Below are 14570 nucleotides of genomic sequence, written 5' to 3' on the forward strand. Positions count from 1 at the left end.
GTTAAGGCTGATATCGAGCAACAATGCCGGGTATCAGCCAAGCGGTGAGCGTTAACGGTTATCGACCAAAAGTTACACCGTGGACTTATACCAAGGCAGAATTACTTATGGGTAGGTTTGTCTAGGTTTTTAGAAGCGGTATTGAGGAATGGGATATCTACAACAGTCCTAGCGCTCCCATGACCCATCCAGGTCGAGTCTTTCCATAGTTAACGTCCACTACCTCGCCCATAGCCTAGCTATGGACGAGGTATCCAGCCGAGAAAGAAGGATGAAACCATAAAGGATACGGGAACCCGCGCAGGCGGGTGCAAGTTTGTGTAGCTGCGGTTACCCTACACCGAAGCCGCTCCGCGTCTACAACCGCCAAGCTAACCTAGTTTGACAGTGAACCCTATCACCCATAGGATTGATATTTCTAGTAAGCACTTAACTTGAATGCCTTGTGATCAGTGCAAGATTGGCATAATCCCTGATGCCAAAACTGGGTGCTGGTCTAGCCCTAACAAATATGTCATCTATCCAAAGACTGACTCCAAACAAAAGCAAACGTAAAGTCCGCCGCGCTCTCTGGTTTGAACGAGTGATGGCGCTTTTGGCTGCGCTCAACTACCTCTTGGTCTTGTTTGACTTGACCTACCTGCCTCTACGAGATTTTTGGCTACATGGGAAAGTCCAGTTATTTAGTTTTGACATCGGTCCGGTTAGTTTTCCCGGTTTGTCCTTAGAGGTTCCCCTACCTCCGATTACACAGTGGTATGACCCAGTAAAGGGTATTCAACCTTACCGAGACACAGAGCAGTATTTGGACAAGGTTAATGAATTAGAAAATGAGATTATTAAAAGAGGTTTACAATCTCCTGAAGTTGCCCAAATTCTGGAAGATCTACGCCAACGTAGCGTAGAAATGATTGAGACAAACCCCTTCCAACTTGCCGATAAAACGGGTGATCTGGAAAAAATAAAGAACAAGATGCGAGAGCATATTCGCACTGAAGAGGATTCAGCGAAAGAAGCATTTATAGAGTTTTGGAGTATAGAAAATTTAGCCGCTAAAGATCCCGATGACGAACTCCAATTTTTCAATGAGGAAATTCGTCCCCTGATTGCCGCCAACTACTACCGTCCCATTGGAGAAACTGGGGATTTTGTCGATTATTTTGGACTCCTTGATTTCCCGTTTTTTGCTCTATTTTTGACAGAATTTCTGGCACGTACCTGGTTGATCAGTCGCCGTCGCACCGGGGTCAGTTGGCTGGATGCCATGTTGTGGCGTTGGTATGATATATTTCTGCTGATTCCCCTGTGGCGCTGGCTGCGGATTATCCCGGTGACGATTCGGCTGGATCAGGCAAAGTTAATTGATTTGAGTGCGATTCAAAAACAAGTGCGTCAAGGATTTGTCGCTGAAATCGCCAGCGACATGACCCAAGTCGTGGTAATTCAGATTATTAACGAACTCCAATATTCCATTCGCCAAGGAGAGATCGCGAATTTGCTACAGCAACGGGAGGTTCGCCCCTACATCGATCTCAACGAAACCGACGAAGTGGCAGCACTGACCAAGATAATGGTACAGATGACTGTTGAGCAGGTTCTTCCCACCATCCGTCCCGATGTGGAAGCGTTGCTGCACCATAACTTGGATAAAATTATCAACCAGTCACAAGCGTATCAGGGACTAGAGCGAATACCGGGTGTAGAAACAATCCGCAATCAGCTAATAGAGCGACTGGTGCAACAAATTACCCAAGCGGTTTACAGTGGATTAGATGCCGCGATCGCAGATGATCCAGTTGGGGATCAAATTCTGCAACGATTGATTAGCCATATTGGCGAAGCTTATGGTTCCCAAATTCAGACCCAGAAAACTTTAGAGGAAATTCAATACTTGCTCAACGCCTTCTTAGAGGAAGTCAAAATCAATTACGTCAAGCGTTTGTCCCAAGAGGACTTAGAGGAAATTCTTGACCAAACCCGGGCAATTCGTCAAAAGTAACATCGGTAGTTTTTGAGCAAATGAGGGAGATGAGGGAGGTGAGAGAGATAGGGGGATTAACTCAACACTCAACAATCAAAACTCCACCGTCGTGACCCTTTGCCTGTGGTAAACCGATCCCACAACAGGCTAAGATTGCGCTAAACTCGAACATAGCAACGGAAGTCACTCTATCCTGATGTCGGAGTCTGGGGGCATGTAGCTGTAACCAAAAAGCTGGACACTTTTAGCCATTGTTACCCAAAATTGGGTATATATTTGTTCTGATAGAATGGGTCAGCCAAGAGTATGTATACTTTATTGGTATACCTATCCAGCCAAAAACCACGGTTAGGTAAGTGAAAAAATAGCCGCCAGTTAGGTGGTGTTAGCCTGTGGACTGGTTGAGTGCCGTCACCGCCAGGGTGAAGCAGGAAGTAAGCGTCAGGGATGTCCACTTGTGGGTAACTTTGGGTAAGTCTTATGTAACGGAGCTGTAAAACTTTTCCCAAGTACACAAGCAGGGTAGAGATTGTGTCAATCGTCGCTAGGCTTCTTGGCAGAAATTTTACCTGGAGGTGGGTTGAACCCACTTTTTTTGTTGAAGTTTTTCTATGACTTATCCCCTGATTCCACAACTAATCGATTTGGCAACCCCAGTAGCCGAAAAATTGGGATTGGAGTTCGTTGGGGCGGTTTTTCACACGAATAGACGCCCACCTGTACTTCGGATAGATATCCGCCGCCGCGACGGCGACACGGGCGTAGATGACTGCGAACGCATGAGTCGGGCAATAGAAGCCGAACTAGATACCGTGAATCTTATTCCAGATGCCTATGTTTTGGAAATTTCTAGTCCTGGGATCTCGCAAGAGCTAACGACGGACCGAGATTTCATCGCCTTTAAAGGATTTTCCGTAGTGGTCAACACCGCTGAACCTTATCAAGGACATAAAGAATGGCGAGGGCAATTAATTCGCCGGGATGATACCAGCGTATATCTCAACCGAAAAGGACGGGCGATCGCCATTCCTCGCGATCAAGTGACTAAAGTGCAGTTCGATGAGCAGGGTTAAACCCCTTTATACCATTAGGAATTACTCATTGAGCATTGGTCATGGGTTATTAACGACCCACAACAAACAGTTTATGGAGATTTGCCTATGTCTATCGTTAATCTGCCTGGATTAAAAAAGATGATCGAAGAGATCTCTCAAAGCCATAATTTACCCAAATCGGCAGTCCAACAGGCACTGAGAGAAGCACTGATCAAAGGCTACGAGCGCTATCGTCGAGCGCAACGCATGGAGCGACCTCATTTTGATGATGAATACTTTAACAACTTTGAAGTCGATTTAGATATCGAAGAAGAAGGATTCCGCATTCTTTGTACCAAAACCATTGTTGAGGAAGTTGGCAACACCGATCATCATATTTCCCTCAAAGAAGTTCAAGAAGTGGCATCAGAGGCACAATTAGGTGACTCGGTAGTCCTGGATGTTACGCCAGATCAACGTGATTTTGGTCGAATGGCAGCGATTCAAACTAAGCAGGTACTCTCCCAAAAACTACGAGATCAACAGCGCAAGTTGATCCAAGAAGAGTTTGAAGAGTTAGAAGGAACGGTTCTCCAAGCCAGAGTGCTACGATTTGAGCGGCAATCGGTGATCATGGCGATTAGCAGCGGCTTTGGTCAGCCGGAAGTGGAAGCCGAACTGCCCAAGCGTGAACAATTACCCAACGATACCTATCGCATTGGCAGTACCTTTAAGGTTTTTCTCAAAAAAGTGCGTGAAGGTCCTCACCGTGGACCTCAGCTTGTGGTTTCTCGAGCTTCGGCTGGTTTAGTTGTCTATCTATTTGCCAATGAAGTCCCAGAAATCGAAGATGAAGTTGTGCGGATTGTGGCGGTGGCACGAGAAGCCAATCCGCCCTCACGTCATGTCGGACCTCGGACTAAAATTGCTGTGGACACCCTAGAGCGGGATGTTGATCCCGTTGGAGCTTGTATCGGCGCTAGGGGATCGCGCATTCAAGTGGTCGTCAATGAATTGCGCGGCGAAAAAATAGATGTCATTCGCTGGTCCCCTGATCCCGCTACCTATATTGCTAATGCTCTGAGTCCCGCGCGAGTGGAGGAAGTATTATTGGTGCATCCAGAAGGGCGTCAAGCTCACATTTTGGTCACTGAAGACCAGCTCAGTTTAGCCATTGGCAAAGAAGGGCAGAATGTTCGCTTAGCTGCTCGTCTCACCGGTTGGAAGATTGATATTAAAGATATTGCTAAGTACGACCACGAAGCCGAACACCTGAAAATGCAGGAGTTACAAGCCATGGTAGCTGAGACGGAAGCGGAACTAGCCGATGAAGAGGAGGAGGAGGAGGAGCAACTAGAGGAACAGACTCTGTCACCAGCGGATTTAAAGTCAAAGGTGACAAATCCTCAACCCCTAGCTGAGGAAGAATTTGCTAAAGGAGAAGAGGAAGATATTTTGTCCTAATCTTAGGGGGATCAACCCAAGGCAGTAGACTGTTTAAGGGAGTTGAATCTTTGCACCTGACTTGATCAATAGGGAACGGGGAGAGATTGTCATGGAAGCTGGTATATACCGTTGCTCAAGACACCCTCCTCACCGCCCTAGTTCACCGAAATAGGCTCTGCCGTGAAGATCAAGCTCTTTGAGCCTACAGGAAAATCGTTGTCCCCATCCTATGGAACCCAATTACCGACGTTGTCTGAGTTGTCGCTGCGTGGCTCCAAAACAAGAATTTTGGAGGGTTGTGCGAATCCATCCATCGCGACAGATAAAATTAGATCAGGGAATGGGACGTTCGGCTTACATCTGCCCTCAATCGAGTTGCCTGTCAGCCGCTCAGAAGAAAAATCGATTGGGGCGATCGCTGAGGACCTCGGTTCCCGAGGAAATTTATCAAATACTATGGCAACGTTTGGAACCTAGTCCCTGGAGCATCCAACGCAGCAAGGATTGATCCAATCCATGCAAAAAACCCCAGCGATGCTCTCAATGAACCTAAGCAATCGCTAGGATAGTAGAGGAGTACCATTACCAATGGTGTTCGGAGGTGAGTCTGACCCTGATCAAGCTAGCAACTCCTACCTGAGGACAACACTCAGGGTCGAGAAAATGAATCTAGTTTTGTTAAGATTTTTGTAAGTTAACCATCCAGGATCTGATAAGAGTGTAGAGAGATCTTGGCTCACACTCAATGATCGCCTGTGTAACATGAGTTATTGGTGAGTTATCGAGTAGACTCTTAAACGACACCTTATTGATTTAAGCCAATCCGGCAGGAAAACCAATGACCACGCACGCTTTCAATCATTTAGTTATGGTGTAACAATATGTACGACGGGGGAATAGTGGATGAACAACGGCAAAGTCAGAATTTACGAATTATCACGGGAATTGAATTTGGACAACAAGGATATTTTGAATATTTGCGAAGGACTGCATATTGCAGTCAAGAGTCACAGTAGCACGATTACAGAATCTGAAGCTGAGCGAATCAAAGCGGCGGCGGAAAAATATGCCGAGGGGATCACCAGCCTCAAAGGTCGTGACCAAGTAACCTCAGCATCTGCTAACCATACAGATGGGCATTCTAACAATCAGCGCAAACAGCAAATTCTGAGTGTTAAGCCTAAGCCTCGTTCCAGTTTTAGCTCTTCCCAGGGATCCGCACCTGGGTCAAAGTCTGCTCAACCCCCCGTTAAGCCAACTGTGAATCCACCACGTCCACCCGCCCAGCTCAATCGACCGACACAAGTGAATTTGCACGAGGACAATCCTGAGTCAGAAACACCAACTCCATCTCAAGGGTCACAGGAGAACGTTACCGTAGCTGAAGTGGAAGCTAAACCCCAACTTATCCAACCCCCCGTTCGACCAGCGTCACCGAAACCAAATCAGTCCACCCAGGTCGAACGACCGAAATTAAAGCGCGATCGATCAGATGAGACCCCATCAGAGTCGGCTAAGGAGCCTCAGCTGACTGAATTGGCGAGTTCTCCTGAAGCGCCAACTCCTCCTCAAGCTCCCGCCCCAGCGCGTCCTCAAGCTCCAGCTCAGCCCGTTCCTAAACTACAAGCCCCCCCCAGACGCTCCCGACCGACTCGTCAGGATGACAGCATTGAAGTGGCGGCTATCGATTCGGGTTCGCGGGAACAGAAGCCAGGGGCGGTCGATGAGGAGACAGAAACCCTTCTGGAAGCCCCAGAACTCAACGCTTCCAAAGTCAAGCGACCCACGCCGCCACGTCAGTCGAAAAAACGTGAATGGATTGATGAAGAAGAAGAGCGGGAAGGAGCTAAACCAGCAAAAGCGGCTAAGCTCAAGCGGCGACCTCAACTGATCGAAGAGGATGAGGAAGAGTTCGATAGTGACGACCAAGAAACTGACACCCCGGCAGCTATCAGTATGTCGGTGGCTCGTCCTCCTAAACCTAAATCTCAAACGGGACAGACTCCGCCACCAACGGCAGCCAGTCAGGTTAGGAAAAAGCCAGAAGTTAAAACCAGTAAACCAGAGAGTCGCGATCGCAGGCGTGAAAAGCAAGAAGTCTCTGAACGCCCTGAGCAAATTGTGTTAAACGATTCGCTAACCGTTCGAGAACTGGCGACTAAGCTGGAGATTGCCGAAACTGAAATTATTAAACAGCTATTCTTTAAGGGATTGGCGGTGAATATCACCCAAACTCTGGATCTGCACACTGCTCAAATGGTCGCCGAAGAACTTGGCGTTAATGTTCACACAGAAGAAGCAGAATCAGAAGCCGCTAAAACCGAAATGCTGGATGCGGCTGACTTGGAATACCTGGTGCGGCGTCCACCCGTGGTCACAATCATGGGTCACGTCGATCACGGTAAAACCACGCTGCTCGATGCCATTCGTGAAACCAAAGTGGCACAAGGCGAAGCGGGCGGAATTACCCAGCATATTGGTGCTTACCATGTCGATGTGGAGCATGAAGGTCAAGTCCAACAGGTGGTATTCCTCGATACTCCAGGTCACGAAGCCTTTACGGCGATGCGGGCAAGGGGAGCGCGAGTGACCGATATTGCCATTTTGGTCGTCGCCGCCGATGATGGGGTGCAACCGCAAACCCGAGAAGCGATCAGCCATGCCAAAGCCGCTGAGGTGCCGATTGTGGTTGCTGTTAACAAAATCGACAAGGAAGGGGCACAACCTGACCGGGTGAAGCAGGAGTTAATGGAACATGGATTAGTGCCAGAAGAATGGGGCGGTGAAACGATCATGGTGCCCGTAAGTGCTATCCAAAAAGAAAACTTGGATACGCTCCTGGAAATGATCCTGCTCGTTTCTGACATTGAAGAACTCTCGGCTAACCCCGCCCGATTAGCCAAAGGTACGGTCATTGAAGCCAACCTGGATAAATCCAGAGGTCCAGTTGCCACATTGTTAGTGCAAAATGGCACGCTGCGGGTGGGTGATACCTTGGTTGCGGGATCGGTCTTCGGTAAAGTACGAGCCATGACCGATGACCGAGGTAAACGAGTAGACGAGGCGGCTCCCTCCTTTGCCGTAGAGGTATTGGGTTTAAGCGATGTCCCGGCTGCTGGTGATGAGTTTGACGTCTTTGAACAAGAAAAAGAAGCTCGCGCCGTTGCGGACACCAGAAGCCAAGAACAACGCGAGTCTCGTCTGCAACAGGTGATGTCCTCCCGTCGGGTCAGCCTGAATAGCCTTTCTGCCAAAGCTCAAGAAGGGGAACTCAAAGAACTCAATTTGATCCTGAAGGCAGATGTGCAAGGCTCTGTCGAAGCTATTCTGGGTTCACTCAAACAGTTACCCCAAAATGAAGTTCAAATCCGAGTGCTGCTAGCGACGGCTGGAGAAGTCACCGAAACCGATGTTGACTTAGCGGCGGCTAGTGGTGCAGTAATCATTGGCTTTAATACCACTTTGGCTCACGGCGCTCGATCCGCTGCTGAAAGAGAGAGTGTTGATGTGCGCGAATACAACATTATCTATAACCTCTTGGATGACATTCAAGCGGCAATGGAAGGGTTACTGGAGCCAGAATTGGTAGAAGAACCCTTGGGTCAAGTGGAAGTCCGGGCTGTTTTCCCTGTCGGTCGCGGTGCGGTGGCAGGTTGCTACGTACAGTCGGGCAAAGCGGTTCGCAACTGCAATATCCGAGTGCAACGCCGGGGTCAAATGATCTACGAAGGGGTGCTTGATTCGCTGAAGCGGATGAAGGATGATGTCAAAGAGGTCAATGCCGGATTTGAATGCGGTATTCGTGTCGATAGATTCAATGATTGGACTGAAGGTGACATCATCGAAACCTATAAGATGGTGAGCAAGCGCCGGACTCTATCAGCGACTTAGGTGATATGTGATTAGTCCTTGGTTAATGACTAAGGGCTAATCACAACATACAAAGGACAACCCAATGCGCTCTTTTTGGTCTGAACCGTTCTTGTGGATACATTTGGCGGGTTTAGCGGCACTGCCCCTAACGTTAGAGGTTGTCGCCCTAGGACTGGCAACGGGTGAACCCCTGTTGCCTGTCTGGCTAGAACTCCTGATTGTGGCAGTTATCGGTATCGCACCAGTTTTGTGGATGCAGTTGACCCGCCCCTTTGATATTTTTAGTCTGCTCATCGTTGCTCTCAAACCCGATCGCCTAACGGAATCCCAGGGGCGACTGCTGAGCTTATTTGACCGGAAAACCAACCCGCTGCTGACGATTGTGGCAGCAGGTTTTATGGTATGGGTACTGTGGCAAATTTATAGCATCGCTCCTCTAGCCGCAGGTGTCGTTCCCTGGACAGTTCAATGGCGCATCGCTGGATTGGTTTTGGCAGGAGTTGGGTTTCTGGCAAGTCACTTATTTTTGCAAGTGCCTCTTTCTGTGGTGCAAGTTCTGCTCACGAGTGAGGCAGAGTGGGCAGCGACTCAACCTTATCCCGTGGAAAAAATACCAGAAAAGTTTACCGTACCAGGGTTTCGGGTCAAACAAATTTTACCTGCGATCGCCCCAGAGTCTTCCTCTGCTGAAAAAGTGGATTGAGCTGAGTTCGGCTACATTAGACGTCAAAAGCCAAACCTCAAGGGATCATGTCATCCTTTACTCAGCCCCCTGTGTCAGCACCTGCTTCTTCCTTGTTTAAACTGAAGTTCCCCCAACCAAAAAATCAAAACTGCCTCACCGTGCGGCTTTGCGCGATTTTTTAGACGTTCGGCGAACGCTCAGTCGAGCCGCCGCCCTACTTATGTACAATCGCTGAAACCTTGATGTAGCGTGGGTTTCAACCGATCTCTTTTCATATTGCAAAAATACCGCGTTCGCGGTATTTTTGCAAGTGCTACATGGGTACGATTTTTGAGGGTTTGAGCGTTCAAACCATTACGGTATAAGGCTTTAGCCTGGGTGCAGTACATCTGTATGGGGGGAACTTCAGTTTAAAATCATGACTTGCCCAAAAATTTGGGTAGTGGCGTGACCTAACTAAAATAGTTCATTACCGTAGGTTGGGTTGAGGCACGAAACCCAACATTTAGTAAGGCTTTCGTTGGGTTTCCTTGCGTTTTCCCAACCTACATTTTTAGGATGGTCACGCCAGTAGGTTGGCAATCAGTTGTTGCAAATGTAACAATTTAAACAACGCAGCTCCGTTATTCTGAAGAATAAGGTTAAAAAATACAAATAACAGTTAAGAATTGCTACGAACTCATTCTGTTTAGCTCACGATAAAGGTTTATGAAAAGCACAACTGTATCCGAATCCAATCACATTTCCCCAGATAGTCAAGTTTGGGACAATCTCAAAGAAGCGATCGCAGCCAGTTCGGGATTTAAACGCTGGCAGATGGAGCATCCTGCCGCACACCATCTTCAGGATCGAAGCTTGGAGCATCGGGTGCGTCGATATTTGCGGGATACCTTAGAAACTCTGGCTTATTAAAAATCCGAGAAAGCATAGTCCCATTGAGTGGCGTACTCCTACAGTCAATCAAAGATTAGACGGTAGGCTTCTCCTTTAAATTTAATAAATAGTTAGACAGTTGAATTATGAATAGGCAACAGGGAATAGAGAATAGGGAATAGGGAAAAATCAATAAATTAAGGTAATAAAGTGCCATCAGGCATAATGGCGTAGCTAAGCTTAGCGTTATTCAGAATAGTATTATCCAAGTCAGCCCCTCTCAAGTCAGCCCCTCTCAAATCAGCAGCCGTCAAATTCGCATTACTTAAATCCGCCGCCCTTAGTTTAGCAAGACTTAAGTTTGCACCAACTAGGCTAGTACTCGCTAATTTAGCCAAATTTAATCCAGCGCCAGCCAAATTCGCACGAGTTAGATTCGCACCGATTAATACTGCCACAATCAGATTAGCTCCGATTAACGTCGCATCCGTAAGATTCGCAGAAATCAGACTCGCACCACTCAGGTTGGCATACTCCAGATTGGCACGTCTTAAATCGGCACGGATAAGATTAGCACCAGCCAGATTAGCACCCCTCAAATTCGTATTGCTTAACAGAGCATCCGGTAACTGTACCCCACTCAAATCACACTCGACACAGCTACCTGTTTGTCGCAATTGTTCTAGGTGTGCTGGATTGAACCCTTGCGCTGAGGGGTTTAGCCAGAGAGAGGTAAACAGGATGAGAGGGGGAAAGACTTTAAATGTCATGGCATAACGTTTGACTTCTTGCTAAACCCGACGCTCTAGAATCGATGACTCCTATCACCTAAAGCTTAGACTATCATCACAAAAAATTAACCGTTTGCATCACCAGCCCCTTAATTGAAATCACAGATAGTGAGAAGATACTGGCAGTTGACAGGTCACAAGAGCAACAATGAGAGGAGTGGGTTATGCTGGAAAGACTACTGCTAGCGATCGCGGTTACATTCTGTGTGTATCTATCGGTAGACGGTGGATTTGACAAAAGACCGATCCCTTCAGTCTTACAACTGCCAACTCTTCCCGAACAAAATTTGAGTCCATGGCAATAGACAAGCGCTATGACACTTAGCAGCGATTTATGGCAATCCAATCAAGACTTGGCAAAGGAGTGTCTAACACACCCCTTTGTCCAAGGTATCGCCACAGGAACACTTGATCGCCGGAAATTTGCGTACTATGTTGGTCAAGATGTTTTTTTCTTAGAAGCGTTTGCTCGCGCTTATAGCGTCGCTGCTGCTAAATGTTCTGACTGGGATAGATTTAACACGTTTCATAATCTTGCTGGTGGCGTTCTCGAAGAATTACGCCTGCATCAGAATTATGCCACAGCCTGGGGACTCAACTTACACCAGATTGAACCCGCCATAGCGACGCGGCGTTATACTGACTTCTTGTTGGCAACAGCTTGGGGAAGTGAGATTGGTTTAATTACAGTAGCAATGACACCCTGTATGCGCTTGTATGGGTTTTTGGGTCAAGAATTAGCTAAAGATGGTATTCCAGAACACACCTATACGGACTGGATTCGCACGTATAATAATCCATTGTTTGAGCAGTTAGTGCAGCAATTAGAGCGGTTGACGGATCAATACGCCCAACTCTCAGCCTCTGTGAAATCAAACTATCGCTATGCTATGCTGTGTGAACGAGACTTTTTTCAGGCATCGTGGGAAAGTTGAGGAGGTAGACAAGGATAAAACCGCTTTAGAACTCAACATTTTTCACCTTGATAAAGACGTAATATATTGCCTCTATAAACCAATCTAATATAGAGTTTAAACTGATAAGAGCTAATTATGATTCTTCCCTTCTTTTTGATTGTAAATGATATTGAAATTTGCTTTCACGGAATGGCAAGAAGTGGTAATCATGCCGTGATTGACTGGATTTCATCTATGTATCCGGATAAAGTTGACTATTGGAATAATGTCGCTAAATGTCCGATGAAGCTAGGGTTTCGCAAAAAATCTTTCCTGATTCGCAGTCATGAAAATCGCTCTATTGCTGAAATGTATACTGATCCATTAGAACGGTATCATGACTTATATTTTGGCAAGACAGGCAAACGGTTTAATGTACTCCTTTTGAGAGATCCATTTAACCTTTTTGCCAGTCGCCTTCAGCAACAACTCAATCAAGGATTTAATCCATCTAGTCATGGATTTATCATGGGACATCCTCGTTACAAATATGGCGCTCACGAACCTGAAAAATTTGTGGGAATTTGGAAAGAGCATGCTCAAGAATTTTTGGCAACCACATCCTACCTGAAAGAACCTAAAATTGTAATTAATTATAATCGCTGGTTTCTCGATCAAGATTATCGACAACAGATTGCATCGGCTTTAGAATTACACTACAGCGATCGTAGTATTAACCGTGTTGTCGGACGTGATACTGCTGGTGCTGGAAGTTCCTTTGACAGCTTTAATTATTCCGGGAAAGGTTCGGAAATGAAAGTTCTAGAACGATGGAAAAAGATGATTGATAATGCAAACTATCGCTCTTTATTTGAGGATGAAGAAGTTTGGTTGTTATCTGAGCAGATTTTTGGACATTTACCTGAAACCGAGTGTCTGCGCCCAGAAGGAATGACTATTTCTTAATAACCAAAAGGATGTCCGGCTTCCTCAATAACTTGGTTAATAAAATTCATATCGTCTTGCGATAGATACTCTAAATAACTACCTACTTTTCCTTTTCGCACTTTGTAAGATTCTTCATCGTTAGTATCTCCGGGTTGCATACTTGTTTTGGAAAACTTTTGTGAACTTTCCAATTTCCGCATATTCTCAAAATCTGAAAAGTTAACGGCTGTTTCTATTGTATTTCCTGGAACATTTTGAACTCCAGTAAAACTCAGTAAAGAACGCAAAACTTCTGAAGTATCTTTATGCATGTTTTCATATTTAAGCAAGAGAAAATCTTTCGGCACTGTCTGATTATCAAGCCATATCTTATAAAACGTGACGATCTTTTTTATTCCATATATATCACTTCGGATAAATTCGGAAATTGAACCGTCAAATCGGCGTTGTCGTTTCGTAACATGAAAATAACTTGATACAATTACATCTTTGGGATCACGGACTAAAAAGACAACCTTTTTGTTACGGTAAAAAGATTTATCTGTAGCTAACTCATTCCAGCTATTTTTATCGCCAAATCCAGCGCCATCATGAGTAAAGAGCGTAGGATTTATTTTAGCTGAACGAGTTAATGGATGAGTTTCTAATAATAATGTTTCATCGAGATGAAACTGTTCAGATAAAGCTTTTCCAAAAAGTATTCTTAGCCATGTCCTACCGCTCTTGGGATAAGAAATAATGTAAACTTTTATATCATTACTCCAGCGGTTAATTATCTTATCAAAACGCAAGTAAATAGCTATTTCTTTAATCCGTTCTTTAGTTCCCATAAATAATTTTGAATCTTTAAACATAGTTGGATAGTTATTAATAGACTACCGCTTATCCTTAAGTAAGTAGTGCATATTGGCAAAGGTTACTGATCATTTGTTCAAGGAAAATAAAGGAAAAAACAGTAGTCTAATTCAGGTTTTGGTCTAAAATCAATACAAACTGCTTCAAGTTGGCTTACCTTCTAACCAATGAGAACAATTTAACCCAGTAAGTTCCTGTAATTGAATAATGTCATCACGGTAGAAATTAATAATTTCTGTCCTGACATGATCTGATAAAGGTGGCAAAGGTTGTTCTTGTTTTTTCTCTAAAAAGCTTTTTATTTGGGGGACAATAGGCTTCAAAATAATTTTAAAAATATTTTTTAGATTATTTTGAGAATCAACAATGCTTATTAAAGTTTTTCTCGATGTATTATCAATTCGCAGTTTACCTTTATGGTAACGTTGTTGAAAATCAAACTCAAAAATTGAATCCACACCAATAAAATTTAAAAGCTCACGGAAAAACTCTGTTTTTCGATGAACTATATCGTCATAGAGAAAGATTTTTATTTGTTCTCTATTAAACAAGTCAAAATATTTTTTAAAGTTGCTATAGTATAATCCCGGTTTCTGGAATTTTTCTTTTTCAAAAAATCTTGATAAAACGACGGAATCAAAATTATTGATTTCTTGGGGTGTGAAATACTCTCCCCTAGCGGATAAAATATGGGAGTAAGCTCTTTCAGCAGGATTTCGTAAAACAGCAATAATCTTTATATCAGGAAATAAACGTTGAATTCTTGCAGCAACTCCGTCACCATGGAGATATACACTCGAAACTTCACCCAATGCTTTTTCAGTAGTAGCCCCTTCAAATTGGTTCAGATAGTCTTTCGCCTCTTCTAGAGAGCTGATATAAGGCTTACTACTTAATCGATCTTTACCTTTGTTGGGAATCAGATACACTTCAGGATGTTGTTTCAGATAATTATGCATAGAAGTAGTTGCCGCTTTATGTGCCCCAATTACTATGAAAGTTGGTTGTTTTTTCATAACAATCCTTCGTTGTGGGAAACCCTGTGTCCCTTCGCTTCGCTTATCGGGCAAGCTTTAGACCAGGGAGGAACACGCGGTAGCGGTTTAAGAAGCATACCCCTTTCGGGGTGGAGGGGTATGGTTGCCCCTCCGGTTTTCACCCATTTCTGGGGTAAAGTTAGCCTCGCCA

The 14570-nt window shown here is 45.2% G+C and carries 13 protein-coding genes; 10 read left to right on the top strand and 3 right to left on the bottom strand.

Annotated features, from left to right (window positions below):
- Window positions 1-475: 475 nt before the first annotated feature.
- The 7 genes from RIM23_RS11680 to RIM23_RS11710 all read left to right on the top strand — a co-directional run bounded on the left by RIM23_RS11680 (window position 476) and on the right by RIM23_RS11710 (window position 9931).
- Window positions 476-1999, top strand: coding sequence for a hypothetical protein (locus RIM23_RS11680; protein ID WP_446367222.1), 1524 nt, complete (start codon window positions 476-478; stop codon window positions 1997-1999).
- A gap of 593 nt (window positions 2000-2592) precedes the next feature.
- Entirely contained in the window at window positions 2593-3054 is a 462-nt protein-coding gene (gene rimP / locus RIM23_RS11685) for a ribosome maturation factor RimP (RefSeq protein WP_446367224.1), read from the top strand.
- A gap of 87 nt (window positions 3055-3141) precedes the next feature.
- A complete protein-coding gene (gene nusA / locus RIM23_RS11690; RefSeq protein ID WP_446358581.1) occupies window positions 3142-4479 on the top strand; it encodes a transcription termination factor NusA in 1338 nt (445 codons plus the stop codon).
- Between the two features lie 211 nt (window positions 4480-4690).
- The gene (locus RIM23_RS11695; RefSeq protein WP_446367226.1) at window positions 4691-4969 is read left to right on the top strand and encodes a YlxR family protein; all 279 of its coding nucleotides are present in this window, start codon (window positions 4691-4693) and stop codon (window positions 4967-4969) included.
- A 395-nt stretch (window positions 4970-5364) separates the two neighbouring features.
- Window positions 5365-8352 carry a translation initiation factor IF-2 gene (gene infB / locus RIM23_RS11700; RefSeq protein WP_446367228.1) on the top strand — a complete coding sequence of 996 codons (2988 nt, stop codon included), beginning with the start codon at window positions 5365-5367 and terminating at the stop codon, window positions 8350-8352.
- A gap of 64 nt (window positions 8353-8416) precedes the next feature.
- On the top strand, window positions 8417-9037 hold the full coding sequence (locus RIM23_RS11705) for a low-complexity tail membrane protein (RefSeq protein ID WP_446367230.1): 621 nt from the start codon (window positions 8417-8419) through the stop codon (window positions 9035-9037).
- Between the two features lie 690 nt (window positions 9038-9727).
- The gene (locus tag RIM23_RS11710) at window positions 9728-9931 is read left to right on the top strand and encodes a hypothetical protein (RefSeq protein ID WP_446367232.1); all 204 of its coding nucleotides are present in this window, start codon (window positions 9728-9730) and stop codon (window positions 9929-9931) included.
- A 158-nt stretch (window positions 9932-10089) separates the two neighbouring features.
- Here RIM23_RS11710 and RIM23_RS11715 read toward each other — a convergent pair whose 3' ends face one another.
- Window positions 10090-10662: a pentapeptide repeat-containing protein gene (locus RIM23_RS11715; protein ID WP_446367234.1), complete on the bottom strand. Its 573-nt coding sequence runs from the start codon at window positions 10660-10662 to the stop codon at window positions 10090-10092.
- A gap of 185 nt (window positions 10663-10847) precedes the next feature.
- Between RIM23_RS11715 and RIM23_RS11720 the strand changes: the two genes are divergently transcribed.
- From RIM23_RS11720 to RIM23_RS11730, 3 genes are all read left to right on the top strand, one after another.
- Complete coding sequence (locus RIM23_RS11720) at window positions 10848-10988, top strand: hypothetical protein (protein WP_446367236.1); 141 nt, start codon at window positions 10848-10850, stop codon at window positions 10986-10988.
- Window positions 10989-10997: 9 nt separating this feature from the next.
- Complete coding sequence (locus RIM23_RS11725) at window positions 10998-11618, top strand: TenA family protein (protein WP_446367238.1); 621 nt, start codon at window positions 10998-11000, stop codon at window positions 11616-11618.
- Between the two features lie 117 nt (window positions 11619-11735).
- The gene (locus RIM23_RS11730) at window positions 11736-12545 is read left to right on the top strand and encodes a hypothetical protein (RefSeq protein WP_446367240.1); all 810 of its coding nucleotides are present in this window, start codon (window positions 11736-11738) and stop codon (window positions 12543-12545) included.
- Here RIM23_RS11730 and RIM23_RS11735 read toward each other — a convergent pair.
- Together RIM23_RS11735 and RIM23_RS11740 are read right to left on the bottom strand one after the other, a co-directional pair.
- Window positions 12542-13381 carry a sulfotransferase domain-containing protein gene (locus RIM23_RS11735; RefSeq protein ID WP_446367242.1) on the bottom strand — a complete coding sequence of 280 codons (840 nt, stop codon included), beginning with the start codon at window positions 13379-13381 and terminating at the stop codon, window positions 12542-12544. The genes RIM23_RS11730 and RIM23_RS11735 overlap by 4 nt on opposite strands.
- Before the next feature lie 144 nt (window positions 13382-13525).
- Window positions 13526-14398, bottom strand: coding sequence for a sulfotransferase domain-containing protein (locus RIM23_RS11740; protein WP_446367244.1), 873 nt, complete (start codon window positions 14396-14398; stop codon window positions 13526-13528).
- Window positions 14399-14570: the final 172 nt, after the last annotated feature.

It is taken from the genome of Coleofasciculus sp. G3-WIS-01 (assembly GCF_040223135.1).
Classification (GTDB): domain Bacteria; phylum Cyanobacteriota; class Cyanobacteriia; order Cyanobacteriales; family Coleofasciculaceae; genus Coleofasciculus.

Bases quoted from the DNA above. Each gene is read 5' to 3' on its own strand.
- RIM23_RS11680 (WP_446367222.1), top strand. From the start codon at position 476: ATGCCAAAACTGGGTGCTGGTCTAGCCCTAACAAATATGTCATCTATC.
- rimP (WP_446367224.1), top strand. From the start codon at position 2,593: ATGACTTATCCCCTGATTCCACAACTAATCGATTTGGCAACCCCAGTA.
- nusA (WP_446358581.1), top strand. From the start codon at position 3,142: ATGTCTATCGTTAATCTGCCTGGATTAAAAAAGATGATCGAAGAGATC.
- RIM23_RS11695 (WP_446367226.1), top strand. From the start codon at position 4,691: ATGGAACCCAATTACCGACGTTGTCTGAGTTGTCGCTGCGTGGCTCCA.
- infB (WP_446367228.1), top strand. From the start codon at position 5,365: ATGAACAACGGCAAAGTCAGAATTTACGAATTATCACGGGAATTGAAT.
- RIM23_RS11705 (WP_446367230.1), top strand. From the start codon at position 8,417: ATGCGCTCTTTTTGGTCTGAACCGTTCTTGTGGATACATTTGGCGGGT.
- RIM23_RS11710 (WP_446367232.1), top strand. From the start codon at position 9,728: ATGAAAAGCACAACTGTATCCGAATCCAATCACATTTCCCCAGATAGT.
- RIM23_RS11715 (WP_446367234.1), bottom strand. From the start codon at position 10,662: ATGACATTTAAAGTCTTTCCCCCTCTCATCCTGTTTACCTCTCTCTGG.
- RIM23_RS11720 (WP_446367236.1), top strand. From the start codon at position 10,848: ATGCTGGAAAGACTACTGCTAGCGATCGCGGTTACATTCTGTGTGTAT.
- RIM23_RS11725 (WP_446367238.1), top strand. From the start codon at position 10,998: ATGACACTTAGCAGCGATTTATGGCAATCCAATCAAGACTTGGCAAAG.
- RIM23_RS11730 (WP_446367240.1), top strand. From the start codon at position 11,736: ATGATTCTTCCCTTCTTTTTGATTGTAAATGATATTGAAATTTGCTTT.
- RIM23_RS11735 (WP_446367242.1), bottom strand. From the start codon at position 13,381: ATGTTTAAAGATTCAAAATTATTTATGGGAACTAAAGAACGGATTAAA.
- RIM23_RS11740 (WP_446367244.1), bottom strand. From the start codon at position 14,398: ATGAAAAAACAACCAACTTTCATAGTAATTGGGGCACATAAAGCGGCA.